Source organism: Azospirillum sp., from assembly GCF_035627195.1.
In the GTDB taxonomy this organism is placed as follows: domain Bacteria; phylum Pseudomonadota; class Alphaproteobacteria; order Azospirillales; family Azospirillaceae; genus Azospirillum.
Genome location: NZ_DASPMG010000259.1, coordinates 29216 through 54892, shown reverse-complemented (window position 1 = coordinate 54892; position 25677 = coordinate 29216). Strand labels below are relative to the sequence as shown.

Genomic DNA, 25677 nt, shown 5'->3' with positions numbered 1-25677 from the left:
GTGGGACTCAGCGGCTCCACCAGCCGCGCTTCGGCTTCTCCGGCGGCTGGTTCACCACCTCGGCCGCGCGGGCCGGCTGGTTCTCCTCCGGGGCGGGCTCCTCGGCGGCTGGAGCGGCGGCCGGAACGGCCTCCGGGGCGGCCAGCTCGGCCACGGCGGCGACCGCCGGCTCGCTGAGCGTCTCGGCCGGAGCCTCGGCGGGCTCGGCGGCCTTCTTGCGCGAGCGCGCCGGGCGCTTCTTCGGCTTCGGCTCCTCGGCGGCGGGTTCCGCCGGGGCGGGGGCCGGAGCCGGTTCGGCGATCGCTTCGGCCACAACCTCGGCCGGCGCCTCCTCGACGGCGGCTTCGGCCTTCTTGCGCGAGCGCGACGGGCGCTTCTTCGGCTTGGCCTCCTCGGCTTCCGGTGCCTCGGTCTGGGCCGGGGCCGGGGTCTCGGCCACAACCTCGGCCGGGGCCTCCTCGGCGGCCGGTTCGGCGGCCTTCTTGCGCGAGCGCGACGGACGCTTCTTCGGCTTGGCCTCCTCGGCGGCCGGGGCGGCTTCCGGAGCCGGGGTCTCGGCGACCACCTCGGCCGGAGCTTCGGCAGCCGGCGCGGGCTCGGCGGCCGGCGGCGGGGTGTCAAGGATCCAGTCGAAGTCGATCGGCTCCAGGGCCGGGCCGGCGACCGGGGCGGGCGGCACCACCGGCGCGCGGGCCGGGGCTTCGCCCTCGGTCTCGCCCCCAGTCTCGCCGTCGCTATCGCCGTCGTCGGTGCCTTCGCCGTCCTCGGCCCCTTCCTCGGAGCCCTCGGCGGTCTCGCCCGGCATCAGCTCGCGGCGGGACCGGCGGCGGCCACCGCGCTTGCCGCGGCGGCGCTTCTTGCGGCCCTGCTGGTCGCCGTCGGCGGCGTTGCGGTCGGCGGACTCATCGTCCTCCTCGCCCTCGTCGCCATCCTCACCGGCTTCGGTCGCCTCGGAGACGCCCTCCTCGGCGCCGGCCTCGGCCGGCATGGCGGCCGGGCGGGACTCGTCGCGGCCCTCGCCGTTGCGGCCACGGCGGCGGCGGCGGCGGCGGCGGCGGCGGTCGCCGGCCTCGCCACCCTCGCCGGCGTCGGCGCGGCCTTCCTCGGACGCCTCGGCCTCGGTGCCCTCGTCCTCGTCCTCGTCGACCTCCTCGGGCTCGGCGACTTCGGCCGGCACGGGTGCCGGCGCGGCCGCGGCGGCGGCGAGCGTACGGTCGGTCTCGGCGAAGATGCGCTCGGCGCTGACCAGCGGGCCGCCCTCGTCGCCCGGCTGCTTGGCCTTGACGCGCTCAAGCCGCAGGTCGGGCGCGATCAGCGTGTCGTCGGCCTGCAGCAGCACGCGGAAGCCGTACTTGTACTCGATGCGGGCGAGGTCCGTACGCTTCTGGTTCAGGATGTACAGCGCGATGGCCGTGGGCACGGTCACCGTGATCTCGGCGGAGCGCTTGCGGATGCCCTCCTCCTCGATGGCGCGCAGCACGTGCAGCGAGGCGGACTCGACCGACCGCACCACGCCGGTGCCCGAGCAGTGCGGGCAGCGCTCGAAGTTGGTCTCCAGCAGCGACGGACGCAGGCGCTGGCGCGACAGCTCGAGCAGCCCGAAGCCGGAGATGCGGCCGAGCTGGATGCGCGCCCGGTCGGTCTTCATCGCCTCCTTGAGGCGCCGCTCGACCGTCGCGTTGTTGCGCGGCTCCTCCATGTCGATGAAGTCGATGACGATCAGGCCGGCGAGGTCGCGCAGGCGCAACTGGCGGGCCACCTCCTCGGCGGCCTCCAGGTTGGTCTTGAACGCCGTCTCCTCGATGTTGCGCTCGCGCGTCGACTTGCCGGAGTTGACGTCGATGGCGACCAGCGCCTCGGTCGGGTTGATGACGATGTAGCCGCCCGAGCGCAGGTGCACGACCGGGCTGTGGATCGCGTCGATCTGCGTTTCCACCTGATAGCGGTGGAACAGCGGGATCGCCTCGTCCTTGTAGGACTGCACGCGCTTGACGTGGCTCGGCATCAGCATCCGCATGAAGTCCCTGGCGGCGCGGTAGCCGGCGTCGCCTTCGACCCAGATCTCGTCGATGTCGTTGCCGTAGAGGTCGCGGATGGCGCGCTTGATGAGGTTCGCCTCTTCATAGATGAGGCAGGGGGCGGACGACTTCAGCGTCTGCTCCCGGATGTCGTCCCACAGGCGCAGCAGGTATTCGAGGTCGCGCTTGATCTCCTGCTTCGAGCGCTCGAGGCCCGCGGTGCGCAGGATGACCGCCATGCCGTCCGGAATGTCCAGTTCCGACAGGATTTCCTTCAGGCGCTTGCGGTCGGCCGGGTTCGTGATCTTGCGGCTGATGCCGCCGCCGCGCCCGGTGTTGGGCATCAGCACGCAGTAGCGGCCGGGCAGCGACAGGTAGGTCGTGAGTGCCGCACCCTTGTTGCCGCGCTCCTCCTTCGTGACCTGCACCAGCATGATCTGCCGGCGCTTGATCACCTCCTGGATCTTGTAGGAGCGCAGCGGGCGGGTGCGCCGGCGGTGCACCTCCTCCACGTCGTCGCCGCCGACCACGTCGAAGTTCTCGGCCGACTGGGCCGACCGGGCCTCGGCGGAGGCGCCGTGATCGTCGGCGTGCCGGCTCTCGGCGTTCCGGTCCTCGGAATTCTGCTCGTCGGCGCCCTGCTCGTCGGCGGCGCGGTCGTCGGCGTCGTCGTCAGCGGCGGCCGGCTCTTCCGTCCGGCCGGCTTCGGCGACGGCCACGTCGCCCGCGGGGTAGGCTTCCGGCTCGGCGCCCGGATCGGCGTACGCCTGGACGGCGGCCTCGGCGTACCCGCCGTCGTCGCCCGCGTACTCCGCGCGGCCGGCATCCCCGTCGGCGTCGGCGGTGGCGCCGTTGCCGTTGCCGTTGCCGCCGTTCTCGCCGTTGCCGTTCTCGTCATCGGATTCGATGGGGGAGGGCATCGGGGAGATGCGCTCGGAGAACTCCTCCGGCTGGATCTCCTCGGCGAAGGAGCGGCGGCCCTGGCGCTCGGCGCGCTCGGCGCGGGCCTCGGCCTCCTCCTCCTGCCGGCGCTCCTCGGCGATCAGCGCCTCGCGGTCGGCGACCGGGATCCGGTAATAGTCGGGGTGGACTTCCGAGAAGGCCAGGAAGCCGTGGCGGTTGCCGCCGTACTCGACGAAGGCCGCCTGCAGGGACGGCTCGACGCGCGTCACCTTGGCCAGGTAGATGTTGCCCTTGAGCTGCTTGCGCGAGGCGATCTCGAAGTCGAGTTCCTCGAGCCTGTTTCCACTGACCACGGCGACCCGTGTTTCTTCCGGGTGCGTGGCGTCCACCAGCATACGCTTCATTCAAGATCCCCATGACGCCACCCGGACACCCGCGCGACCAAACGGACGCAGGGGCAACGTCATCGTTTTGGCGAAGCGTGCGGAGCCTGCCCGGGGGGTCGTCGAACGGCGCTTTCCAGAGCTGCCAGGACGATCCGAGCCGCGGCATCCGGGTTCCGGCCTTGCGGCCGAAACCAGCTTCGAGGTTTCATCCTCAGTCACCGGCGAATCCAAGAGCGCCACCACACGGAACGCGACCGAAAAGGCAAGCCGGCCGGACCCATTCCGAGGGCGACGCCGCCGCCCCCTTACGGAAACTTGCGGATCGCGGTATGTCGCAGGGCTACCATAGACAAGCACGAAAGCTTGCACAACGGGTGAATTCGGCCGATCCCCGGTTTGACACGCGGCGCCGGGGCCGGCGGGGCGGGCGGGCTTCCCTGTCGCATCGCCGTGCCACGCTGATGCGCGCGGGCCACAGGTGCCGGCATATGAGACGCCGTCTCGTCGTGCGCGTTGAACGCATTGATTCGTCTAAGCTATAGGTAGACCGTCGGTCCTTGTCGTCCGGTTCTGGTGGTTGGTATGCCCCGATTTCTCGCGCTGGTGGTCGCCGTGGCGGTCCTGCTCGGGGCCGCATGGAGTGCGGGCACCCCGTCGCCGGCCCGCGCCGCCGCGCCGAACAGTCAGACCACCGCCGCGCTGCCCCTGCCGCTGGGGCCGTCCGCGGCGCGGCCGGCGGTGATCGACGCGCGCCTGGGCGTGCACCCGGACAAGACCCGATTCGTGCTGGAGGTGAGCGAGGCCTTCGCCTTCCGCGTCACCACGGAGGCCGATCCCTACCGCGTCAGCGTCGACCTGCCGGACCTCGCCTGGGCCAAGGCCGGCGAGACGCAGGCCGGCCGCGGGCTGGTGCAGCGCTACCGCTACGGGCCGACGGCGGGCGGCGGGCGGCTGGTCTTCGAGACCGGCGGGCCGGTGCGCGTGCGCGAGGCCTACATCATCCCGCCGCGCGAGGGGCACCGCCCGCGCCTCGTCATCGACCTGGAGGGCGTCAGCCGCGCCGAGTTCGACCGCGGCCGGCGCACCGTGGAGGGCGGGGAGGAGCCGAAGGTCGTTCCCGCCGTCGCGGCACCTCCTCCGGCGGTGCTGGCGCCGCCCCCGCCGCCTGCGCCCGCGCCCGCCGTGCAGCCGGCGCGCGCCGTCGTCGTCCCGGTGCCGCCGCCCCAGCCGCAGGCCCGCCCGGCCCCGGCGCGCGACAAGCCGATGATCGTCATCGACCCCGGCCACGGCGGCGAGGATCCCGGCGCCATCGGCGTGAGCGGCGGTTATGAGAAGGAGATCACCCTGGCCGTGGCGCGCGAGCTGCGCCAGCAGCTGGAGGCGACCGGGCGCTACCGCGTGCGCCTGACGCGCGACAAGGACGTGTTCATCCGCCTGCGCGAGCGCGTCGCCATCGCCCGGGACGCCGACGCCGACCTGTTCATCTCGCTGCACGCCGACAGCATCGGCACCAACAACGTGCGCGGCCTGTCGATCTACACGCTGTCCGACAAGGCGTCCGACCGCGAGGCGGAAATGCTGGCCGCCAAGGAAAACCGCGCCGACGCCATCGCCGGCCTGGACCTGTCGGCCGAGAACGACCTGGTGGCGAGCATCCTCATCGACCTGGCGCAGCGCGACACCATGAACCACTCCAAGCGCTTCGCCGGCATGGCGCTGGAGCACGTCGGCAAGGAGATCACGCTGTTGCCCAGCAAGCCGCACCGGCAGGCGGGCTTCGCCGTGCTGACGGCGCCGGACGTTCCCTCCGTGCTGGTCGAGATGGGCTACCTGTCCAGCCCGCAGGACGCCAGCCTGCTGAACAGCCACCAGCACCGCGAGCGCCTCGCCCGCTCCATGACGCGCGGCATCGACGCCTACTTCAAGTGGCTGGGCGGCCGGCGGCCGTAGGCGCGGCAGAAGGATTTGCGGCAGAAGGATTTTTAGACACGGATGGACACGGATGCCGGCGGGGCCGGCCACGGATGAACACGGATTGAATTCTATCCGTGTCCATCCGTGTCCCTTATTCGTGTGCATCCGTGTCGAAAATCGCTCTCGGCGGACACCCGTTGACCGGTGGGGCGGGGAGACCTACTGTCAGGGGTGTCCGTCACACCGCGTGGGGGATTGCGCGCATGCCCGACACCCTGACGAAGAAGGTGCCCGACCCACTGGCGCTGGACGTTGTGCGCGAGTTGAAGGCGCGCCTGCAGCGGCGCTTCGGCGACCGGCTGGTCGCCGTCTACCTGTTCGGCAGCCGCGCGCGCGGCGACCACCGCCCGGACAGCGACACCGATGTGGCGGTGTTCCTGGAAGAGGAGGAGAACGATCCCGTCGAGGAACGCTATGACGTGATCGATGACTCCTACGACCTGCTGCTCGAACGTGGATTGTATATCCAACCCTGGACACTTCCCGAGGGTGCCCGGCAAGATCCACGGCGGTATCGCTGCGGCCCTCTCGTGGCTTCGATCCTGCGGGACGGGATACAAGTATGACGTTGGATTGGCCGGAATTGCCCGCGTATTGGATGGAGCTGGCCGTTCGTGACCTGCGTTCGGCGCGCCTGCTGTTCGAAGACGGCGATACGGACGGAGCCGCAAACCGCACCTACTACGCCATGTTTCATGCGGCGACGGCAGCCTTCGCCGCACGCGGTGTCGTCACGAAAACCCACGATGCGCTCGTCGGGCAGTTCGGGCGAGAGTTCGTCGAAAGCGGCCTTATTGCACGGGATCTCGGAAGAGCCTTCAACGTCGCGCTCGAGCTTCGCCGCGCGGCCGACTATGTGGCGGCCCCGCCGCCGGCCGATCGCGTCGAGCGCGTCATCGGCGATGCGGAGCGGTTCGTAGCGGCCGTTCGCGCGCTCTTGGATGCGCCCCGCTCATAGCACCTACCCCCTTCTTGCGCCCGCCTTGTGGGTGTCACATTTTCCTGGCAATCGAACGTGGGAGTCGGCGCGCCCCGCCCGCCGGGTGTAGGATGCGCCGCGGCGACCCGTGGCCCTCACCGGCCGCGGGGCGCGTTGTGCCGCATGGGGTGCCGCACGGGCATCGGCGCGGAATTCGGCCCCTGGCGGGGGCGTTGAAACGGGATTGGCGATGCGGTTCCTTCTGACGGTGCTGATGGGTTTGGTCATGCTGGGGCTGGCGGGCGCCGGCGGCCTCGTCTACGTGGTGGACCACTACGACCGCGACCTGCCGGACTACAAGAAGCTCGCCGACTACCAGCCGCCGGTGACGACGCGCGTCTATGCGGGCGACGGCCGGCTGCTGGCCGAGTTCGCGTCGGAGAAGCGCGTCTTCGTGCCCATCGATTCGATCCCCAAGCGGGTGAGCACCGCCTTCCTCTCGGCCGAGGACAAGAGCTTCTACGAGCACAAGGGCATCGACCCGCTGGGCATCCTGCGCGCCGTGCTGACCAACGTGGAGAACTTCGGCTCCGACCGCCGTCCGGTGGGTGCCTCGACGGTGACGCAGCAGGTCGCCAAGAACATGCTGCTGACCAACGAGGTGTCGTTCGCCCGCAAGATCAAGGAAGCCATCCTGGCCATCCGCATCGAGCGGACGCTGAGCAAGGACCGCATCCTGGAGTTGTACCTCAACGAGATCTTCCTGGGCTTCCGGTCCTACGGCGTGGCGGCGGCGGCGCTGAACTACTTCAACAAGGGGCTGGACGAGCTGACCATCGGCGAGGCGGCCTATCTGGCGGCCCTGCCCAAGGCGCCGAACAACTACCACCCCGAGCGCCAGCGCGAGGCGGCGCTGGCCCGGCGCAACTGGGTGATCGGCCGCATGATCGAGGACGGCCACATCACGCCGGAGGAAGGCCGCGCCGCCCAGGCCGAGCCGCTGGTCGTGCGCAAGCGCGACGAGACGGAGGCCGTCACCGCCGAGTACTTCGCCGAGGAGATCCGCCGCGAGCTGGTCAAGCTGTACGGCGAGCAGGCGCTGTACGAGGGCGGGCTGTCGGTGCGCGCCTCCATGGACCCGACGCTGCAGACGGTGGCCACCCGCGCGCTGCGCAACGGCCTGATCCAGTACGACCGCCGCCACGGCTACCGCGGGCCGGTCGGGCGCATGGACAACTTCGACAACTGGGCGAAGAAGCTGTCCGCCATGCCACCGCCGCCGGGCAGCGAGGGCTGGCGCATCGCCGTGGTGCTGAAGGACGACGACGCGACAGGGCTGGACGTCGGGCTGGCCGACGGCTCGCGCGGGCGCATCCCGCTGGCCGAGCTGAAGTGGGCGCGTTCGGTCAAGGACGACCGCATGGGGCCGGAGATCCGCAAGCCGTCCGACGTCGCCAAGCTGGGCGACATCGTGCTGGTGGAGCCGGTGGCCAAGGACGAGAAGGGCAAGGACCTGCCGCCCGGCACCTTCGGCCTGCGGCAGATCCCGGCGGTGCAGGGCGGCCTTGTGGCGCTGGACCCGCACACCGGGCGCGTGCTGGCCATGGTCGGCGGATTCTCCCCGCACATGAGCGTGTTCAACCGCGCCACCCAGGCGCAGCGCCAGCCCGGATCGTCCTTCAAGCCGTTCGTCTACCTGACGGCGCTGGACAACGGGTTCTCGCCGTCGTCGCTGGTGATGGACGCGCCGTTCGAGTACGACCCCGGCGGCGGCCAGCCGATCTGGCGGCCGGAAAACTACAGCCACGAGTTCTATGGGCCCACGCCGCTGCGCGCGGGCATCGAGAAGTCGCGCAACGTCATGACCGTGCGCCTCGCCCAGTACGTCGGCATGGATAAGGTGAAGGCGACGGCGGAGCGGTTCGGCATCGTCGACACCCTGCAGCCCTACCTGCCCATGTCGCTGGGGGCCGGCGAGACGACGGTGCTGCGCATGACCACCGCCTATGCCATGCTGGCGAACGGCGGCAAGCGCATCAAGCCGACCTTCGTCGACCGCGTGCAGGACCGCACCGGCAAGACCATCTTCCGCCACGACAACCGCCCGTGCGAGGGGTGCCTGGAGACGGCGTGGTCGTCCAACCTGCCGGCGCCCCGCGTGCCCGACGTGCGCGAGCGCGTCAACGACCCGCGCACCGTATACCAGATGGTGTCGATGCTGGAGGGCGTGGTGCAGCGCGGCACGGCCACGCGCCTGCTGTCGCTGGGTAAGCCGCTGGCCGGCAAGACGGGCACCACCAACGACGCCAACGACGCGTGGTTCGTCGGCTTCTCGCCGGACCTCGTGGTCGGCACCTACATCGGCTTCGACCAGCCGCGCTCGCTGGGTGCGAAGGAGACCGGCGGCTCGGCCGCGGTGCCGATCTTCAAGGACTTCATGGAGGTGGCGCTGAAGGACAGGCCGGCCACGCCGTTCCGCGTGCCGCCGGGCCTGCGCCTCGTCCGCGTGAACCCGGAGACCGGCCAGTTGGCCCAGCCGGGCGAGCGCAAGGTGATCTGGGAGGCGTTCCTGCCCGGCACCGAGCCCAACCCCGACATGCCGGCCCCGGTGCTCGACGGTTCCGGCCAGCGCGGCGGCGGCGGGGCGTGGACGGGGACCGTGCCGGGATCGGACTACGGCACCACCGCGCCGGGTTTTGGGGCGCCGGGCTTCGGCGCGCCGGGCGCTGGTGCGCAGGGGTACGGCGCGGTTCCGGCCGGCGGTCCGGCGGGGGCGCCGCCATCGGCGTCGACGCTGGGCACGGGCGGGCTGTACTGACGGCGAGCGCGTGCCGAAAAGGGGTGCAAATCCGGGGGCGAGGCGCTACATAACCCGGTCCGAACATGGTCCAACCCCAGGCTGACGAGGAGGTACCGCGATGCGGGCCGAGATCGAGGCGGCCGCCAGCGAGATCAGAGAATCGCTGGCGCTGCTGAGGAGGCATCTTTGACTGGGACAACGCACTGCGTCGTCTCGACGAACTGAACGCGCTGGCCGAGGATCCCAAGCTCTGGGACAACCCGGAGAACGCGCAGAAGATCATGCGTGAGCGCACGCAGCTGGAGACCTCGGTCGCCGGCTACCGCGCGCTGGAACGCGACCTCAGCGACAGCCTCGAGCTGATCGAGATGGGCGAGGCCGAGGGCGACGCCACCGTGGTGGCCGACGCCGAGAAGGCGCTGTACGGCCTGCGCGACCGCGCCGCCAAGCTGCAGCTGGAAAGCCTGCTGTCCGGCGAGGCCGACGCCAACGACTGCTTCGTCGAGGTGAACGCCGGTGCCGGCGGCACGGAGGCGCAGGACTGGGCGCTGATGCTCATGCGCATGTACACGCGCTGGGCCGAGCAGCACGGCTACAAGACCGAATGGCTGGAAGAGAGCCCGGGCGAAGAGGCCGGCATCAAGTCCGCCACCGTGCAGATCAAGGGCCACAACGCCTATGGCTGGCTGAAGACCGAGGCCGGCGTGCACCGCCTGGTGCGCATCAGCCCGTTCGACAGCCAGGCGCGCCGGCAGACCAGCTTCGCCGCCGTGTCGGTGTCGCCGGTGATCGACGACAAGATCCAGATCGAGATCAACGAGAAGGACTGCCGGATCGACACCTTCCGGGCGTCGGGCGCCGGCGGCCAGCACGTCAACAAGACGGACTCGGCCATCCGCATCACGCACCTGCCGACCGGCATCGTCGTGGCCTGCCAGCAGGAGCGCTCGCAGCACAAGAACCGCGCCAAGGCATGGGACATGCTGCGCGCCCGCATGTACGAGCGCGAGCTGAAGATCCGCGAGGACGCCGCCGCGGCGCTGGAGGCCACCAAGTCCGACATCGGCTGGGGCCACCAGATCCGCTCCTATGTCCTGCACCCGTACCAGATGGTCAAGGACCTGCGCACGAACGTGGAGACGTCGCAGAGCCAGGCCGTGCTGGACGGCGACCTGGACGCGTTCCTGGAAGCCGCACTGGCCTCCCGCATCAAGGGCCAGGGCGACGAGATGGACGCGGCGTAAGCCCGGCCTCTCCCTCCCTCGCCTGCGGCGGGGGAGGGGCGGGGGCACCGGGCCGCCGAATGAAAACGCCGTTCCGCGTGTTCACCCTCTGCGATCCCATCGAAGAGGTTCCTGCATGATCCGCACGCTGACCGCCGCCGCACTCGCCCTGGCCGCCGTTTCGGCGCCCGCGTTCGCCGCCACCTGCGACGTCCGCGGCATGCCGCCGGACATGTACGCCTCCTACGCCCGCGACATCCAGCAGCAGCTGACCGACCACGGTTTCCGCGCCGGCCCCGTCGACGGCAAGCCCGGAAAGCAGACGCAGTCCGCCATCCGCGCCTATCAGAAGGCGGCCAAGCTGCCGGTGGACGGCTGCGTCAGCAAGGAACTGGCCGACCACCTGCACTTCGCCGAGCCCAAGGTGTACGGCGGCGCCAAGCGCTAGGGCCAAGCGCTGGTCCTGTGCGAAGGGCGGATCATTCGCCATTTGCATTGCATTTTGCCTACACCCTTCGCATGATGGACCTATGCGAAAGCGTGTATATGCCGTGAAGGGCTGATTGTCCGTCACGCGGAGGCGCCGGAGTGCTCCGTCGGCGATGGCATGCCAATTGCTGCCTATAAAATCGATCGCGCATCGCTGATCCGGCCGTGTGGCCGGTTCGTACAGGTGTGATCAGAACCGAGGAGTGGTGGCAATGTCGATGTCCGGCCTGTCGCAAGACCAGCAAAAGCGCTTTTCTGTATTCAAGATTACGGCCAGCGACATCGCCGCCCTGCGGAGCAATACGGGTTTCGCCGAACAGAAACTGCCCGCATTACTGGAACAGTGGCACTCGTTCTTCGCGCCGTGGCCGGAAATCCGCAACGCGCTGATGAACCCCGCGGTGCACGAGGTGCGCATGCGGCACTGGGTGCGGGTGGCGTCCGGGCGGATCGACGACGAGGGGTTCATGGACTCGGCGCGCCGCCTGGGGCAGGCGTTCTATGACCATGGCGTGCCCGGCTACGCCGTCGCCATCTGCCACAACGCGGTGATGAACGGGATCGTCGCGGCGCTCGGCCTCGACGACGAGGCCGGGCGCGGCGGCCTGTTCGGGCGGGGCAAGGGATCGGAGAAGGCGGCGTTGCGCGGCGCGCTCAACAAGGCGGCGTGGCTCGACATCGAGGTGCTGCTGGAGACCTATGCGGAGGCCGAGCGGGCGACGCGCCGGCAGACGCTCAACCAGATCGCCGGCAGCTTCGAGGGTGACGTGAAGGCCATCGTGCACGGCACGGTCTCGGCCTCCCAGCAGATGCAGGGCAGCGCCGAGCGCATGTCGCGGATCGCCGCCACCGCCAACCGCCAGTCCATGGAGGTGAGCGCCGCCGCCGAGCAGGCCGCCGCCAACGTGCAGTCCGTCGCCTCGGCGTCGGACGAGCTGACCAGCTCCATCCAGGAGATCAGCCGGCAGGTGAGCCTGTCCTCGCAGATCGCCCGGGCGGCGGTGGAGGAGGCCGGGCAGACCAACACGACGGTGAACGGGCTGGTCGACGCCGCCCAGCGCATCGGCGAGGTGGTGCAGCTGATCAACAACATCGCCAGCCAGACGAACCTGCTGGCGCTGAACGCGACGATCGAGGCGGCGCGGGCGGGGGATGCCGGCAAGGGCTTCGCCGTGGTGGCCAGCGAGGTCAAGGGCCTGGCCAACCAGACGGCCAAGGCGACCGAGGAGATCGCCGCGCAGATCACCGCCATGCAGGATGCCGCGCGCGGCTCCGCCCAGGCGATCAGCGGTGTCGGCGGCACCATCAACCGCATCAACGAGATCGTCACGACGGTCGCCGCCGCGGTGGAGGAGCAGACCGCCGCCACCCGCGAGATCGCCCGCAACGTCCAGCAGGCCGCCGTCAGCACCCAGAGCGTCACCCGCACCATCGCCGACGTGGCCCAGGCCGCGTCCGAGACCGGCGGCATCGCCGGCGAGGTGCTGGACGCGTCCGGCATGCTGAACCGTCAGGCGACGGAGCTGGGCCAGGGCGTGGAGACCTTCCTGCAGCGCATCCGGGCGGGGTGAGGGCGGGGCGCCGTTTCGCGCGCAGCGCGCAGGGCTGTTGCGGAGGCTTCGTTCGCTTTCAGCATGAATACGTCATGGCCGGGCCCAGTCCCGGCCATCCACGTACCTGGGATTGATCGGAGTACGTGGATACCCGGCACAAGGCCGGGCATGACGAATTCTCTTACGGGAAGATCCCTCGACTGCGATACTGTAAAACAGGCTCTCAGGCCGCAGTGACGAAGTCCACGCCTCTGTAGATTTCGGAAAGCGGCAGGGACAGGTCGAGGGCGGGGATGGTGACAGCCTCGTCCGGATGGGTCAGCGTGGTTTCCGCCCAGTCAGTGCCGGCGCGAGCGCAGACGACGACGCGCATCCTGTCCTGCGCCACCACCACGTAGGCCAGAAGCGACGGCAGCGTCGTGTAGTTCCGGCGCTTCAGGCCAAGGTCATGGTTCGCCGTCGATGGCGACAGAACCTCGGCGATCAGCGACGGCGCGTCGACGACGTCGCTGCGGCCATCCGGCGGCGTGCAGGTGACGATCACGTCCGGGTAGTGGACCTGTTCCGCCGCGACGACCTTCAGGCCCTCCTGAAAGGCTTCGCAGCCACAGCGGCCCAGCGCGTTCTGAAGGCCCGAGGTGACGTTGCGGGCAATCCGCGCATGGTTGACGGTGCCGCCCACCATCATGCGGATCTCGTTCCCCACGTATTCATAGCGTTCGGGCTGGCGGCGTTCCCAGGCGAGGAACCCGCTCAGCGTCAGCGGGCGATCGTCTTCGAACCGTGCGGACATCGGCGCCTCCCTTGCCGCCTCCCTTACCAAGGACGATACGCCCGGCCTCACCCCTGCGCCAGCGGCTCGTAGAATTCCGGGCCGAGGCCGGCGGCTTGGCGGCCGGCGGTGTTGAAGGGGCGCTTGAGGGTGCCGCGGAAGTGGGTCTTCACGAGGTCCTGCCAGGTGTCCACCGGGTCGGCGCCGCGCTTGGCGCACAGGTGGGCGAACCAGCGGCGGCCGGCGGAGACGTGGGTGATCTCCTCCTCGAAGATGGTCTGGAGGAGGGCGGCGCTGGTCTCGTCGCCGAAGGCGCGCAGGCGGGCGACCGTGTCGGGGGTGACGTCCAGGCCGCGCGCTTCCAGCACCATCGGCACGACAGCGAGGCGCGCGGCGAGGTCGTGCGCGGTCGCCTGGGCGGACTGCCAGAGGCCGTCGTGCGCCGGCAGGTCGCCGTAGGAGGCGCCAAGCGCGTTCAGCCGGTCCTCCAGCATCACGAAGTGGCGGGCCTCGTCGTCGGCGACCTGGACCCAGTCGTCGGTGAAGCCCTTGGGCATGCCCTCGTCCACGAAGCGGGCGACGATGTCCCAGGCGAGGTCGATGGCGTTCAGCTCGATGTGCGCCAGCGCGTGAAGGAGGGCTATGCGGTTGGCCGAACTGCCGCCGCGCCCGCGCTTGGGCATGTCGCGGGGCAGCTTCAGCTCCGGCCGGTCGGGGCGGGCCGGGCGGTCGGGCGGGGCGGTGGTGCCGATCTCCGCGATGCGGTCGTCGCGCCACGCGGCGGCGTATTCGCGCGTCAGCCGCACCTTCTCCAGCGGTGCGGCGGTGGTGAGCACCGCACGCGCCGCTTCGCTGAGAGTCACCATCCGCCCGTCACCATCCATAGGCGACGAAGAAGGGGTTGCGGAAGTCGGGCTTGCCGTAGGGCAGCGGGTCTTCCGTCCCGGCCACGCACACCCGGCCGCCGGCACCCAGCAGCACGGCGTGGCCGGCGGCGGTGTCCCATTCCATGGTGGTGCCGTAGCGGGGGTAGAGGTCGGCCTTGCCCTCCGCCAGCGCGCAGAACTTGAGCGAGGAGCCGCAGGAGATGCGCTCCTTCACGGTGAACTGGTCCAGGAAGCGGTCTGTCTCGCCTGGGTCGCCGTGCGAGCGGCTGGCGACCACGGTCAGCCCGTCGGCCGGGCGGGGGCGGACCTTGATCGGGCGCTCCCCGCGGCCCTCCACCCAATGCACGGCGGTGCCGGGGCCGCAGGCGGCGTAGAGGTCGCCGATGGCGGGCGCATAGACGACGCCCAGGATCGGCCGGCCGTCCTCGACCAGCGCGATGTTCACGGTGAACTCGCCGTTGCGGCTGATGAACTCCTTGGTGCCGTCCAGGGGATCGACGATCCAGAAGCGGCCCTTGGAGACGTCGGGCACGCGGCCGGCGCTGTACTCCTCCTCCGCCACCACGGGGATGTCGGGGGTGAGGTGGTGGAGCGCGGGGAGGATCACCGCCTCGGCCGCGCTGTCGGCCTGGGTCACCGGGCTGCCGTCGGACTTGGTGGCGACGGTCATGTGGTCGTTGTAGAAGCGCAGGATGACCTGGCCGGCCTCGTGCGCGATGGTGCGGACCGTCGGCAGCAACTTGGCTACGGCAATCTCGGTCATGGTCATCCTCCAAACGCGGGTGTAACGGAACCATAACGCGCGGAGGGCAAAAGCCGGAAGCTTTTGCGGCCGGCGCAGACGGATGGGCGCGAAAGAGGGGAGCATGGGGACGAACGGGGCCGTCTGGCGGCCGATGACGGCGGCGGATCTCGACACGGTGCTGCGGATCGCGGAGCGGGTGCACGTCGATTATCCCGAATCGCCCGCGGTGTTCGAGGAGCGCCTGAGCCTGTATCCGGCCGGCTGCCGCGTGGCGGAGATTGGGGGCGACGCGGTCGGCTACGCCGTCCTGCATCCGGGCCGGCTGGGGGCGCCGCCGGCGCTGGACACGCTGCTGGGCGGGCTGCCGGACCCGGCCGACTGCCTGTACCTGCACGACGTGGCGCTGCTGACACAAGCGCGCGGCCATGGGCTGGGGGAGGCGGTGCTGGCGGTGGCGGAGGATCTGGCGCGGGCGGGCGGCTGGGCGTGGCTGGCGCTGACCTCCACGCCGGGGGCGCTGTCGTATTGGGAGCGGCAGGGCTTCGTGCCGTGGAACGGGGCAGGGGAGACGCTGGCGCGCAAGCTGGCGTCCTATGGGGAGGGCATGGCGTATCGGGTGCGGCGGGCCGGGTGAGGGTGGCCGGGTGAGGCAGGTTGCCGATCCTAAAGTCTAATAATGCCCCCACACGCGCCCCCGTAATATGCAGCCGTCCGGTGCCGGCGCACCGCGGTTCATGACGGGGGAGTTCGTTTGATGAAAGTCGCCAGCCTTGCGATGTCGATGGGGGCGGTTGCGGTCGGGGTCCTGCTGGCGGCCGGGCCTGCCCGTGCCGACGCCAACCAGGAGATGATGGAGGCCGCCGGCCGGCTGGTGTTCCACCGCTGCCAGACCTGCCATTCGCTCGACACGTCGGTGAACGCCTTCGGCCCGTCGCTGCACGGCGTGGTCGGCCGCAAGGCCGGCACGGTGCCGCGCTTCGAGTATTCGGACGCCATGCGCAAGTCCGGCATCACCTGGACCGAGGACAAGCTGCGCCAGTGGGTCGCCGACAACGAGAAGACCGTGCCGGGCACGCGCATGCGCCACGTGGCCATCACCGACGTGGCCGAGCAGGATTATCTGATCGCGTTCCTCAAGTCGTTGAAGTGAGACGCGGGTGACGCCGAAAGCCCCTCTCCCTTGACGGGAGAGGGGTTGGGGAGAGGGTGGCTGCGGCGAAGCCGGAAGAGAGTCTTTCTCCGCCCTGCCGGGCGTAATTCCCCCTTTCCCCAACCCCTCCCCCGCTCTCAGCGGATCCAACGGATCCGCCTGTCGCGGCAGCCGGATCAAAGATCCGGCGAGAGCAAGGGGGGAGGGGCTTTGATTGGATTTACTCCGCCGCCGCGCGGGTCCTGTGGCGCTGGATCAGCTCCCACAGGTAGGCGGGGGTGGCGGGCATGTCGACGGTGGACACGCCAAGGTCCGACAGGGCGTCGACCAGGGCGTTGATCACCGCGGGCGGGGCGCCGATGGCGCCGGCCTCGCCGGCACCCTTCATGCCCAGGGCGTTGGTGATGCTGGGCACGCAGTTCAGCTTCACCTCAATGAACGGCACGTCGCCGGCGCGCGGCAGGCCGTAGTCGGTGAAGGAGCCGCTGAGAAGCTGGCCCGAGTCCGGGTCGAACACCACGCGCTCGTGCAGCGCCTGGCCGATGCCCTGCACCACGCCGCCGTGCACCTGCCCCTTGACCAGCAACGGGTTGATGACGACGCCGAAGTCGTCGACGACGCTGTAGCGCACGATCTCCACCATGCCGGTGTCGGGGTCCACCTCCACCTCGCAGACGTGGCAGCCGTTGGGGAAGGTGCTGGCCGGCGGCGTCCAGCGGGCGCGTTCGGAGAAGGCCACCGTGCCCATGCCGGCCGCCTTCTCGGCCACCTGCTTCAGCGACACGCTGCGGTCGGTGCCGACGATGGCGTAGGCGCCGTCCTTGAACTCCACGTCCACGGCGGCCGCCTCCAGCATCTCGGCGGCAAGCTCGGTGCCCTTCTCGACGATGCGCTTGGCGCTTTCGGCCAGCGCCGCCCCACCGACGGGGACGGAGCGGGAGCCGCCGGTGCCGGAGCCCCAGCTGACCCGGTCGGTGTCGCCCTGCACGACCTCCACGTCATCGGGCGACAGGCCCAGGCGGTCGGCGAGGATCTGCTTGTAGGCGGTCTCGTGGCCCTGGCCGTTGCTCTGCGTGCCGATCATCAGGATGGCGCGGCCGTCCTTCAGGATCTCCACCGTCGCCTGCTCCGGCCCGCCGCCGGAGCACGCCTCGATGTAGGTGCTGATGCCATGGCCGCGCAGCTTGCCGCGCGCCTTCGCCTCCGCCCGGCGGGCGGGGAAGCCGGCGACGTCGGCCATGACCAGGGCGTCCTCCAGGTTCTGGCGGAAGTCGCCGCTGTCGTAGGTCTGGCCCAGCGGGGTGGCGTAGGGCATCGCGTCCGGCGGGATGAAGTTGCGGCGGCGCAGCTCGGCCGGGTCCATGCCGATCGTGCGGGCGGCGTGGTCGATGGTGCGCTCCACCACGTAGGCCGCCTCCGGCCGGCCGGCGCCGCGGTAGGCGTCCACCGGCTGGGTGTTGGTGAAGACGCCGCGCACGTGGGCGTACAGAGCCGGCGTGCGGTAGGAGCCGACCAGCATCGCCGTGCCGGCCTCCGTCGGGATGAAGGGGCCGTAGTTGGACAGGTAGGCGCCCAGGTTGGCGATGGTGGAGACGCGCAGCGCCAGGAAGCGCCCGTCCTTGTCCAGCGCCAGTTCGGAGCGGGTGACGTGGTCGCGCCCGTGGTCGTCGCTGACGAAGCCCTCCATGCGGTCGGCCGTCCACTTCACCGGGCGGTTCAGCCGGCGCGCGGCGAACAGGGTGACGACGTATTCCGGGTACATGAACAGCTTCATGCCGAAGCCGCCGCCCACATCCGTGGTGACGACGTGGAAGTCCTTCTCCGGCAGGTGGAAGATCTCCTTCGCCAACTGCTTCTGCATGCCGTGCACGCCCTGGCTGGAGACGTAGAGGAGAAGGCGGCCGGAGTCGGCCTCCACCGCGCCCAGGCAGGCGCGGCCCTCCATCGGGTTCGCCACCACGCGGTTGTTGATAAGGTCGAGCGTGACGACGTGGTCGGCCTTGGCGAAGGCCGCCTTCACGGCGGCCTCGTCGCCGGCCTCCCAGTCGAAGCAGAGGTTGTCGGGGGCGTCGTCCCAGACGAGCGGCTTGCCCGGCTCCAGCGCCTCGGCGGTTCCGGTGACGGAGGGGAGGTCGTCGTAGTCGACCATCACCAGCTCCGCCGCGTCGCGGGCCTGGTTCAGCGTCTCGGCCACCACCACGGCGACCGGGTCGCCGACGTGGCGGACGCGGCCGCGGGCCAGCGCCGGGCGGGGCGTGGTCTTGTAGGGGCTGCCGTCGCGGCTCTTCAGCGCGAACTGGCAGGGGATGGGGCCCAGGCCGTCGGCGTCCAGGTCCGCCACCGTGAAGACGGCCAGCACGCCGGGCGCTTCGCGCGCCGCGTCGGCGTCGATGCCGCGGATGTCGGCGTGCGCGTGGGGGGAGCGGACGAACACGGCGTAGGTCTGGCCGGGGAGCGACACGTCGTCGGTGTAGCGGCCGCGCCCGGTGAGGAGGCGCGCGTCTTCCGTGCGGGGAACCGGTTGGCCGATGCCGAACTTCTGCATTAGGGCTGCCTCTTCCTGGGCGGTGTTGCCACACGAAGATAGGCCCCGCCCCGGCAAAGGGGAACCCTGCCGGTTGGAGAGAGGCGGGATGGCTTTCCGCGGCGCAGCGCCCAGATATCGGCCATGCACGAGATCGATACCCGATACGCCGCCGCCGAGGTGCGGCGGCGGCACAAGGCGACCAACCTGCTGCACTCCGCCGTGCTGCTGCTGGGCATGGTGCTGCTGCTGGGGGCGTGCGGCTGGCTGGTGGCCGGGTGGGAGGGGGTGATCTGGGCCTTCCTGGCGGGTGCCTTGAGCGTCGCCTTCAGCCCGCGCGTCTCGCCGCGGCTGGTGCTGGGCCTGTTCGGCGCGCGGCGCCTGCACTACGCCGAGGCGCCGCGCCTGTTCGAGGTGGTGGCGGCGATCTCCGGCCGGGCCGGGCTGCCGGCGGTGCCGGAGCTGCACCACATCGCCAGCCCGACGCTGAACGCCTTCGCCGTCGGCGGGCGCGACCAGGCGGCCATCGCGGTGACCGACGGCATCCTGCGGGAGCTGTCCCTGCGCGAGCTGGCCGGCGTGCTGGCGCACGAGATCAGCCACGTCCGCAACAACGACCTGTGGGTGATGGGGCTGGCCGACACGGTTGCCAACGTCACCCGCACCATGGCGACGTTCGGCATGATCCTGCTGATCCTCAACCTGCCGCTGATGCTGATGGAGCGGGAGCCGGTGCCGTGGGCGCTGGTGCTGCTGCTGAGCGCGGCGCCGTGGGTGGGCGCGCTGATGCAGCTGGCGCTGTCGCGCACGCGGGAGTTCGACGCCGACCTCGACGCCGCGCACCTGACCGGCGATCCGGAGGGCATCGCGTCCGCCCTGCTGAGCATCGAGCGGGCGCAGGGCACCTTCTGGGAAGGCGTCATGCTGCCGCGCCGACGCGGCGGCGGGATGCCGTCCCTGCTGCGCACCCACCCGCACACGCGGGAGCGGGTGGCGCGGCTGATGGAGCTGCGCACGCCGCCGCCGGTGCTGCCGGATCTGGAGCGGCTGCCGGTCCACATGGCGTTCCCGCAGGTGCGGCGCCGGCCGCGCTATCGAATGGGTGGGTACTGGTATTGAACGGCTTGCATCCCAGCCCTTCGATCGGGTTATCATCGCCGTGATGGTCGACCTTTTCCCCGGCATCAACGTCAGCGAGACCGTGACCGTGCTGGGCGACAGCACGCTGCTGCTGCCCTTGTCGGCGGCCATGGCGGTTCTGCTGTGGGTTCGCCGGTCGCCGGCCGTGGCGCTGGCGTGGGCGATGCCGCTGGGGCTGTGCCTGGCGGGCATGGCGGCGCTGAAGGTGGTGGGCCACGCCTGCGGGATGGAGGTGCTGGGCACCCTGGTGGTGAGCCCCAGCGGCCATGCGGCGTTCGGCGCCGCCTTCTACGGCACGGTGGGGATGATGGTCGGCAGCCGGCTGCGCGGCTGGCGGCGGCACCTGCTGCTGCTGGCGGTGGCCGTGGTCGTGGTGGCGGTCGGCATCACGCGGGTGCGGCTGTCCGCGCATTCGGTGCCGGAGGTGATGATCGGACTGGCCATCGGCACCGCCGCAGCGCTGGCGGCGATCTGGGCGCTGGCCCGCGTCGCCGTGCCGCAGGGGCCGCGCCCGGCGCCGGCCGTGACCGGCCCGGCGATGGCGGTCGGGCTGCTCGCCCTGCCGCTGCTGGCGCTGGTGTTGAGCGGGCACCGGCTGCACGTCGAAGACCGGATCCGCGACTTCGCGCGCCAGCTGCGCGACGACGCGGCCGTGTGCACGGCGGACCGGGGCGCGTTCGACGCGCAGATCGCCGGCCGTGCGGCGCCGGGCGAACTGGACAACCCCAGCCGCCTCCACTAGAAGCGGGGCCGGGGATTTCACCGGCAGGGGCACCGGACGGCCATGGGTTTTCAGGGACGATTGATCCTGCTCGTCACGGCGCTTCTGGCCGCGGCGGTGCTGGTCGCCACGCTGGCGCTGGGCTGGTACGCGCAGCGCGCGCAGGACGCCGCGGCGCAGGCCGAAGGCGTGCGGGTGGCGGCGCTGGCCGCGCGTGCCGTGGGGCTGACGCGCGACGTTCCGGCCGAGGTCGAGGCCGCCATCGGCAAGCAGATGGTGGGGCAGGCGGTGCTGGCCGCGCACCTCGTGGCCGTGGCGGAAGCCGCGAAGCAGCCGCCCAAGGCCATCAGCGACCGCCTGCGGGCGATCGCCGGCACCACCGGCATCGACGAGTTCTGGATCACCGATTCCGCCGGCAAGGCGTACCTGCACAACGTGCCGGGGCCGGATTTCACCTTCGGCCCCGATCCCAAGGCGCAGCCGCAGGCGCACGCCTTCCACGGCCTGCTGCGCCGCAGCCCCGACGTGGTCGACCAGCCCGCCATGAAGCGGGAGATCGACGACAAGGTGATGAAGTACGTGGGCGTGTCCGGCGTGGACAAGCCGCGCATCGTGCAGATCGGCATCGACGCCCGCACCCTGGCCGAGGCCGGCGGGCGCGTCGGCGTGCCGCGCGTGGCGGAAAGTCTGCTGGCCGGCGGCGGCATCGAGGCGCTGTGGGTGTTCGACGCCCAGCGCCGGCCGCTGACGCAGGCGGCGGCGGAGCCGGCGCCGCGCGCGATGGCGGTGCTGGAGGCGGCGCTGGGCGCCGGGGCGCCGGTCGCCGCGCTGGCCGACGGCGCCGTGATCGCCGCCGCGCCGGCGCCGGGCGTTGGCGCCGTGCTGCTGCGGCTGCCGACGGGCGCGGCGTTCGGCTGGGGCACGCATCTGGCGATCGGCGCCGGGCTGATGCTGGTCCTGGGCGGCCTGGGGGGTGTCGCGGCGGCGCGGTTCGCGCAGCGCCAGACCTCGCCGGTCGAGCAGATCGTCGCGGCCGCCGCGGCGGTGGAGGCCGGGCGCTTCAACCCCTTCACCCTGGACGCCGCGGCCGAGCGCAGCGACGAGCTGGGCCGCCTGACGCGCGCCTTCCGCACCATGGTGCGCGAACTGGACGCGCGCGAGGAGCGGCTGGACGCGCTGGTGACCATGCACACCGCCGCGCTGGAGGAAAGCAACGAGAAGCTGGCCGCCGCGCGCGCCCAGCTGGACGACGACCTGCGCGTCGCCCGCGACCTGAAGCGTTCGGTCCCGCCCGGCGGCTTCCCGGAGGGGGAGGATCTTCAGCTGTTCGGCGCGGTGGTGGACGGGCGCGCGGTGGCCGGCGGGTTCTGCGACGCCTTCGTGCTGGACGAGCGGCGCGTCGGCTTCGTGGTCGGCGACGTGTCGGGCGCCGGTGTTTCGGCGGCGGCCTTCGCCCTGGCGACGCGCGACGCGATCCGCGACTCCGCGCTCTCCTCCCCGTCGCCGGCCGCGGTGCTGACCGCCGCCAACGACTGGGTGTGCGCCCGCAACCCGTTCGGTCTGGCCGCCGGCGTGCTTTACGGCGTCCTTGACCGCGAGACGGGGGAGGTGCGCTATGCCGGCGGCGGCAACAACGCCCCGTGCCGGGTGGGTCCCGACGGGGCCGTGCAGCGGCTTGCGTCGGGCGGCGGCGTGGTGCTGGGCGTGGCGGCGGGCCGCTACCACCGCGAGGAGCGGACGGTGCTGGCGGCGGGCGAGGCGCTGTTCGTGCACAGCGACGGGCTGACCGGCGCCGTGGCCGCCGACGGCAGCCCCTTCGGCGAGGAGCGTCTGCGCGCCGTTCTGCACCACGCGGCCGGCCGGGGGGCGCGCGGGCAGGCGGAAGAGGCGATGAGTGCGCTGAAGATCTTTTCCGGCGGCGAGCCGGCCGGGGACGTGGCCTGCCTCGTGGTGCGGCGGCTGGTGACGGCGGAGGTCCCGGCGGAGGCTTGAGCGTTCAGGCAGGGTTGTTCAGGCGGGGTTCAGGGACGGGGGTGCAGAGTGCGCCCCAACAAGAACGGATCGTCCCTGGAGAGACTGTCGTGAACATTGCAAGCAAGGATCGCCCCCACAAGGATCGTTACGACCTGCCGATGCAGCTCCTGCACTGGGCGACGGCGCTGCTGATCATCGGCGCGTTCGTCCTGATCCAGGTCGCCGAAGGCATGCCCAAGGGCCCGGAACGGGCCAACATGATGATGCTGCACAAGTCGGTGGGCGTCACCGTCATGGCGCTGGTCGTGCTGCGTCTCGTCTGGCGCCAATTCAGCCCGCCGCCGGCCCTGCCGGGCGGCATGGCGGCGCCGGTGGTGGCCGCGTCCAAGGCGGGGCACGTGGCGCTCTACGCGCTGATGCTGCTGGTGCCGCTGTCGGGTGCCGTGATGTCGTGGGCCGGCGGCCGGCCGATCGCGGTGTTCGGCCTGTTCACCCTGCCGGACCTGATCGCCCCCAATCCGGGCCTGAAGGAGGCCGCGGAGGAGGCGCACGAAGTGATCGGCAACCTGATCCTGATCCTCGCCGGCCTGCACGCGGTGGCGGCCATCGTGCACCAATATGTGCTGAAGGACGGCGTGCTGGCGCGGATGCTGCCGTGGCGGGTGAAGGGGGCGTGATCGAGCGGCCCTCTCCCGCCCCGGGAGAGGGAGGGACCCGCCCGTAGGGCGGGAGGGTGAGGGCAAACCCAAGGATTCTTGCATTTGCCCTCACCCGGCGCCTGCGGCGCCACCCTCTCCCGCTCTCAGCGGATGCCAGAGGCATCCGCCTGCCGCGTCAGCCGGATCAAAGATCCGGCGTGAGCGGGGCGGGAGAGGGAAATATTAATGCCGGGCTGCCTTGTGGTCGCCGTGTTCGCGCTTTTCGACCGTGTCGCGGCCGACCAGCTTGGAGAACAGGCTGTCCTCCTCGTACAGCAGCGCGAGTTTGGACTGTTCGAATTGCTTGAAGAACTCATCCCACGAAATCTCTTCCAGGTTGTCGTGTTCGGAGTTCTTGGCCTTCGGGAACATCAGCCGGATCAGGCCGACGCCGCTCTTGCGGCCCTTGCCGCCCTCGCCGTGCGTGCTGCGCACGACCGCGGGGCGGCCGCCGTGCGCCTCGGCCCAGTGGCGGATCTCGTCGTGGTTCGTGGTGGCCTTCGCCATGGTCGGTCTCCCTGTCGGAGGGGTATCGACGGGGTGAACAGTCCGGATCAGCGGGCGTTGCGCCGCCGCTCCCCCTCCCTGGCGCGGGCGTGGCGCTCGCGTTCCAGGCGGTTGTGCAGGAAGGCCAGCACGGCGGCTTCCTCGGCGTCCAGGCCGGACAGCTCCTCGCGCAGGCCGCGCTCGACCTCGGCCGTGAGGGCGTCGAGAAGCTGGCCCTCCAGGTAGGCGTCGACGATTTCCGGGTGGACGTAGCTCTTGCGGCAGACGCTGGCGGTGTTGCCGAGGCGCGCGGCCACCTGTTCGATGGCGCGGGTGACGTTGCGCTTGGCCTTGGCCTTGCCGTCCACCGTCTCGAACTCCTTCAGCGCCATGGCGGCCAGCACGGTGCCGTTCCAGGTGCGGAAGTCCTTGGCGGTGAAGTCCTCGCCGGTGGCGGCGCGCAGGTAGTCGTTGACGTCGCCCGACGTGACGGCGTGCCGCTGGCCGTCGTCGCCGACGTACTGGAACAACTCGTCCCCCGGCACGTCGCGGCAGGCGCGCACGACGCGGGCGAGGCGGCGGTCCTTCAGGCTGACGTTCCACACCTTGCCGGACTTGCCCTTGAACGCGAAGCGGATCTCGGACCCGTCGACGTCGGCGTGGCGGTCGCGCAGGGTGGTCAGGCCGTAGCTCTTGTTCTCCTTCGCGTAGCTCTCGTTGCCGACGCGGATCAGCGTGGTCTCCAGCAGGCGCACGACGGCCGCCAGCACCTTTTCGCGCGGCAGGCCGCGGCGCGACAGGTCCTCGTCCACGCGCACACGGATCTTCGGCAGCGCCCGGCAGAACTCCAGCATGCGGCCGTACTTGGTGCCCTCGCGCAGCTCGGTCCAGCGCGGGTGGTAGCGGTACTGCTTGCGGCCCTTGGCGTCGCGCCCGGTCGCCTGGATGTGGCCGTCGGGGTCGGCGCAGATCCACACGTCGGTGTAGGCCGGTGGGATCGCCAGCTTGCGGATGCGGGCGAGCGTCTCCTCCTCCGCCACCTTGGTGCCGTCGGGCCAGCTGTAGGCGAAGCCCTTGCCGGCGCGGCGGCGGCGGATGCCGGGCTCCTCGTCGCTGACGTAGAGCAGGCCGGCGCAGGCGGCGGCTTCGCGGGCCTCGGCGGTCTGGTTGGCGGTCTGGTCGACGGGGGGGAGTTCGGTGGGGGTGTGCGCGTCCATGGCGGAATAACCCGGCACACCCCCGCGGGGTTTCTTTTGCGGTGCGGAATCCGTATCGTGACGGGACCCTTTTCCGCCGGGAGCGACCACCATGGACGAGACCAAGCTGACCGCCGCCCTGCCGAACCTCGACGTGCAGATCGTCCACCGGGAATACCCGGACGAGCGCGCCGAGGTGATCTCCATCACCTTCAAGGCGACGCCGGACTTCGAGAGCGTGGCGCGCAGCTTCGCGCCGCTGCTGGGCAACGGGATGCTTGGCAACCCGATGTTCGCCAACTCGATGTTCACCAATCCGATGCTGGCGCTGTGGGCAGCGCCGGTGCAGGCGTGGACCAGCATGGTGCAGCAGGCCTGGGTGCCGTGGCTGTCCGCCATGGGTGCCTTGCCCCGCATCGAGCGTAAATAATTCTGTATCCAGTCTGCTGGCGGCTGTCATGGCATTGTATGCTGAAGCCGAAAATTGCGTAAATGACATACCCATTGGAATACGTCGGTCAGCCGTGATTCCCATTGCTGTGCCGCAATGCCAGAGCGCCTACTTTCTTCCTCAATAATCCGCGAGGGAGGATGAAATGCCCGAAGCGTCGAACCACGCAGCCGGCGCCGCGCCGGCCGCAATCGATGCCTGCGAGGAATGCCCGTGGCCGCTGATCAGCCTGCAGGGGGCTGAGGTGCCGTTTCCTTTCGGCGCTGCCAAGAACCTTGGGGAGCCGAAGATCGGAGAGTTCGAAGTGAGTCCTGCCTCACAGGTGCAGCAGGTCCGGCTTGTTCTGATAAGCACTCCGGTGCCGAGTTTGATCATCGTTGCGCTTGGCCAGTTTCCGTCCTCCGGATGGACCGATGCTTGGCTTGTTCCGGAGGTGAACGTCGCGCCGCCGGCGGACGGCATCTACAACCTGACCTTGGTGGCCGGGAAGAAGCCCGGACCGGACACCTTGGCGCTCACCTATCGGATTGCGGTGTCCCAATGGCCCGCGTTTCCGAGTGAGCTGAAGGGGATTCGCGTGAAGTCGGCGAACAACGAAGTGGTCGAGATGCTGATGCGTTAGACCGCGCACGCCCGTGCCATGGCCCGAGGCGTGGCACGGGCGTGAC

The 25677-nt window shown here is 70.7% G+C and carries 22 protein-coding genes; 15 read left to right on the top strand and 7 right to left on the bottom strand.

What is annotated here, in order from left to right; all coding sequences use genetic code 11:
* Window positions 1–7 precede the first annotated feature (7 nt).
* Complete coding sequence (locus tag VED21_RS23390) at window positions 8–3325, bottom strand: ribonuclease E/G (RefSeq protein WP_324886550.1); 3318 nt, start codon at window positions 3323–3325, stop codon at window positions 8–10.
* Window positions 3326–3889: 564 nt separating this feature from the next.
* On the opposite strand from VED21_RS23390, the gene VED21_RS23385 reads away from it, so the two are divergent.
* The 7 genes from VED21_RS23385 (at window position 3890) to VED21_RS23355 (ending at window position 12283) form a co-directional block, all read left to right on the top strand.
* On the top strand, window positions 3890–5257 hold the full coding sequence (locus VED21_RS23385) for an N-acetylmuramoyl-L-alanine amidase (RefSeq protein ID WP_324886548.1): 1368 nt from the start codon (window positions 3890–3892) through the stop codon (window positions 5255–5257).
* A 227-nt stretch (window positions 5258–5484) separates the two neighbouring features.
* Window positions 5485–5847, top strand: a complete 363-nt coding sequence (locus tag VED21_RS23380; protein WP_324886546.1) for a nucleotidyltransferase domain-containing protein — start codon at window positions 5485–5487, stop codon at window positions 5845–5847.
* Window positions 5844–6239 carry a HEPN domain-containing protein gene (locus VED21_RS23375; protein WP_324886544.1) on the top strand — a complete coding sequence of 132 codons (396 nt, stop codon included), beginning with the start codon at window positions 5844–5846 and terminating at the stop codon, window positions 6237–6239. The genes VED21_RS23380 and VED21_RS23375 overlap by 4 nt, the downstream gene beginning before the upstream one ends.
* Window positions 6240–6450: 211 nt before the next feature.
* Complete coding sequence (locus VED21_RS23370; RefSeq protein WP_324886542.1) at window positions 6451–9018, top strand: penicillin-binding protein 1A; 2568 nt, start codon at window positions 6451–6453, stop codon at window positions 9016–9018.
* Between the two features lie 100 nt (window positions 9019–9118).
* Window positions 9119–10244 (top strand): peptide chain release factor 2 gene (gene prfB, locus VED21_RS23365; RefSeq protein ID WP_324886540.1). Its coding sequence is split into 2 segments (ribosomal slippage): window positions 9119–9187 and window positions 9189–10244, totalling 1125 coding nucleotides; the frame shifts between segments, so codons are not numbered across the junction.
* Between the two features lie 115 nt (window positions 10245–10359).
* The gene (locus VED21_RS23360; RefSeq protein ID WP_324886538.1) at window positions 10360–10671 is read left to right on the top strand and encodes a peptidoglycan-binding domain-containing protein; all 312 of its coding nucleotides are present in this window, start codon (window positions 10360–10362) and stop codon (window positions 10669–10671) included.
* A gap of 253 nt (window positions 10672–10924) precedes the next feature.
* Complete coding sequence (locus VED21_RS23355; RefSeq protein WP_324886536.1) at window positions 10925–12283, top strand: globin-coupled sensor protein; 1359 nt, start codon at window positions 10925–10927, stop codon at window positions 12281–12283.
* A gap of 205 nt (window positions 12284–12488) precedes the next feature.
* Here the strand turns inward: VED21_RS23355 and VED21_RS23350 are convergent, their stop codons facing one another.
* From VED21_RS23350 to cysQ, 3 genes are read right to left on the bottom strand one after another with little or no spacing between them, the layout of a single operon-like run.
* Window positions 12489–13058, bottom strand: coding sequence for a Uma2 family endonuclease (locus VED21_RS23350; RefSeq protein WP_324886534.1), 570 nt, complete (start codon window positions 13056–13058; stop codon window positions 12489–12491).
* Between the two features lie 47 nt (window positions 13059–13105).
* On the bottom strand, window positions 13106–13903 hold the full coding sequence (locus VED21_RS23345; protein WP_324886532.1) for a ferritin-like domain-containing protein: 798 nt from the start codon (window positions 13901–13903) through the stop codon (window positions 13106–13108).
* A gap of 7 nt (window positions 13904–13910) precedes the next feature.
* Complete coding sequence (cysQ, locus tag VED21_RS23340) at window positions 13911–14687, bottom strand: 3'(2'),5'-bisphosphate nucleotidase CysQ (protein ID WP_324886530.1); 777 nt, start codon at window positions 14685–14687, stop codon at window positions 13911–13913.
* A gap of 103 nt (window positions 14688–14790) precedes the next feature.
* On the opposite strand from cysQ, the gene VED21_RS23335 reads away from it, so the two are divergent.
* Complete coding sequence (locus VED21_RS23335; protein WP_324886528.1) at window positions 14791–15303, top strand: GNAT family N-acetyltransferase; 513 nt, start codon at window positions 14791–14793, stop codon at window positions 15301–15303.
* Window positions 15304–15423: 120 nt separating this feature from the next.
* On the top strand, window positions 15424–15819 hold the full coding sequence (locus VED21_RS23330) for a c-type cytochrome (protein WP_324886527.1): 396 nt from the start codon (window positions 15424–15426) through the stop codon (window positions 15817–15819).
* A gap of 220 nt (window positions 15820–16039) precedes the next feature.
* Here the strand turns inward: VED21_RS23330 and VED21_RS23325 are convergent, their stop codons facing one another.
* A complete protein-coding gene (locus VED21_RS23325) occupies window positions 16040–18364 on the bottom strand; it encodes a xanthine dehydrogenase family protein molybdopterin-binding subunit (RefSeq protein WP_324886526.1) in 2325 nt (774 codons plus the stop codon).
* Window positions 18365–18487: 123 nt separating this feature from the next.
* On the opposite strand from VED21_RS23325, the gene VED21_RS23320 reads away from it, so the two are divergent.
* The 4 genes from VED21_RS23320 to VED21_RS23305 all read left to right on the top strand — a co-directional run bounded on the left by VED21_RS23320 (window position 18488) and on the right by VED21_RS23305 (window position 22855).
* Window positions 18488–19462 (top strand): zinc metalloprotease HtpX, encoded by a 975-nt coding sequence (locus VED21_RS23320; RefSeq protein WP_324886525.1) that lies wholly within the window; start codon window positions 18488–18490, stop codon window positions 19460–19462.
* Between the two features lie 43 nt (window positions 19463–19505).
* Complete coding sequence (locus VED21_RS23315; protein WP_324886552.1) at window positions 19506–20225, top strand: phosphatase PAP2 family protein; 720 nt, start codon at window positions 19506–19508, stop codon at window positions 20223–20225.
* Window positions 20226–20285: 60 nt separating this feature from the next.
* Window positions 20286–22196 carry a PP2C family protein-serine/threonine phosphatase gene (locus VED21_RS23310; protein WP_324886524.1) on the top strand — a complete coding sequence of 637 codons (1911 nt, stop codon included), beginning with the start codon at window positions 20286–20288 and terminating at the stop codon, window positions 22194–22196.
* A gap of 89 nt (window positions 22197–22285) precedes the next feature.
* Complete coding sequence (locus VED21_RS23305) at window positions 22286–22855, top strand: cytochrome b (protein WP_324886523.1); 570 nt, start codon at window positions 22286–22288, stop codon at window positions 22853–22855.
* 204 nt (window positions 22856–23059) lie between these two features.
* Here VED21_RS23305 and VED21_RS23300 read toward each other — a convergent pair whose 3' ends face one another.
* Together VED21_RS23300 and VED21_RS23295 are read right to left on the bottom strand one after the other, a co-directional pair.
* Window positions 23060–23383, bottom strand: coding sequence for a hypothetical protein (locus VED21_RS23300; RefSeq protein WP_324886522.1), 324 nt, complete (start codon window positions 23381–23383; stop codon window positions 23060–23062).
* A 47-nt stretch (window positions 23384–23430) separates the two neighbouring features.
* Window positions 23431–24579, bottom strand: coding sequence for a DNA topoisomerase IB (locus VED21_RS23295; RefSeq protein ID WP_324886520.1), 1149 nt, complete (start codon window positions 24577–24579; stop codon window positions 23431–23433).
* A gap of 91 nt (window positions 24580–24670) precedes the next feature.
* Here VED21_RS23295 and VED21_RS23290 point away from each other — a divergent pair, with 91 nt between their 5' ends.
* Window positions 24671–24988 (top strand): hypothetical protein, encoded by a 318-nt coding sequence (locus VED21_RS23290; RefSeq protein ID WP_324886518.1) that lies wholly within the window; start codon window positions 24671–24673, stop codon window positions 24986–24988.
* Between the two features lie 166 nt (window positions 24989–25154).
* Window positions 25155–25631, top strand: a complete 477-nt coding sequence (locus VED21_RS23285; protein ID WP_324886516.1) for a hypothetical protein — start codon at window positions 25155–25157, stop codon at window positions 25629–25631.
* The last annotated feature ends 46 nt before the right edge of the window (window positions 25632–25677 follow it).

Coding starts and splice junctions, on each gene's coding strand:
- VED21_RS23390 (WP_324886550.1), bottom strand. CDS start 3,325: ATGAAGCGTATGCTGGTGGACGCCACGCACCCGGAAGAAACACGGGTC.
- VED21_RS23385 (WP_324886548.1), top strand. CDS start 3,890: ATGCCCCGATTTCTCGCGCTGGTGGTCGCCGTGGCGGTCCTGCTCGGG.
- VED21_RS23380 (WP_324886546.1), top strand. CDS start 5,485: ATGCCCGACACCCTGACGAAGAAGGTGCCCGACCCACTGGCGCTGGAC.
- VED21_RS23375 (WP_324886544.1), top strand. CDS start 5,844: ATGACGTTGGATTGGCCGGAATTGCCCGCGTATTGGATGGAGCTGGCC.
- VED21_RS23370 (WP_324886542.1), top strand. CDS start 6,451: ATGCGGTTCCTTCTGACGGTGCTGATGGGTTTGGTCATGCTGGGGCTG.
- VED21_RS23360 (WP_324886538.1), top strand. CDS start 10,360: ATGATCCGCACGCTGACCGCCGCCGCACTCGCCCTGGCCGCCGTTTCG.
- VED21_RS23355 (WP_324886536.1), top strand. CDS start 10,925: ATGTCGATGTCCGGCCTGTCGCAAGACCAGCAAAAGCGCTTTTCTGTA.
- VED21_RS23350 (WP_324886534.1), bottom strand. CDS start 13,058: ATGTCCGCACGGTTCGAAGACGATCGCCCGCTGACGCTGAGCGGGTTC.
- VED21_RS23345 (WP_324886532.1), bottom strand. CDS start 13,903: ATGGTGACTCTCAGCGAAGCGGCGCGTGCGGTGCTCACCACCGCCGCA.
- cysQ (WP_324886530.1), bottom strand. CDS start 14,687: ATGACCGAGATTGCCGTAGCCAAGTTGCTGCCGACGGTCCGCACCATC.
- VED21_RS23335 (WP_324886528.1), top strand. CDS start 14,791: ATGGGGACGAACGGGGCCGTCTGGCGGCCGATGACGGCGGCGGATCTC.
- VED21_RS23330 (WP_324886527.1), top strand. CDS start 15,424: ATGAAAGTCGCCAGCCTTGCGATGTCGATGGGGGCGGTTGCGGTCGGG.
- VED21_RS23325 (WP_324886526.1), bottom strand. CDS start 18,364: ATGCAGAAGTTCGGCATCGGCCAACCGGTTCCCCGCACGGAAGACGCG.
- VED21_RS23320 (WP_324886525.1), top strand. CDS start 18,488: ATGCACGAGATCGATACCCGATACGCCGCCGCCGAGGTGCGGCGGCGG.
- VED21_RS23315 (WP_324886552.1), top strand. CDS start 19,506: ATGGTCGACCTTTTCCCCGGCATCAACGTCAGCGAGACCGTGACCGTG.
- VED21_RS23300 (WP_324886522.1), bottom strand. CDS start 23,383: ATGGCGAAGGCCACCACGAACCACGACGAGATCCGCCACTGGGCCGAG.
- VED21_RS23295 (WP_324886520.1), bottom strand. CDS start 24,579: ATGGACGCGCACACCCCCACCGAACTCCCCCCCGTCGACCAGACCGCC.
- VED21_RS23290 (WP_324886518.1), top strand. CDS start 24,671: ATGGACGAGACCAAGCTGACCGCCGCCCTGCCGAACCTCGACGTGCAG.
- VED21_RS23285 (WP_324886516.1), top strand. CDS start 25,155: ATGCCCGAAGCGTCGAACCACGCAGCCGGCGCCGCGCCGGCCGCAATC.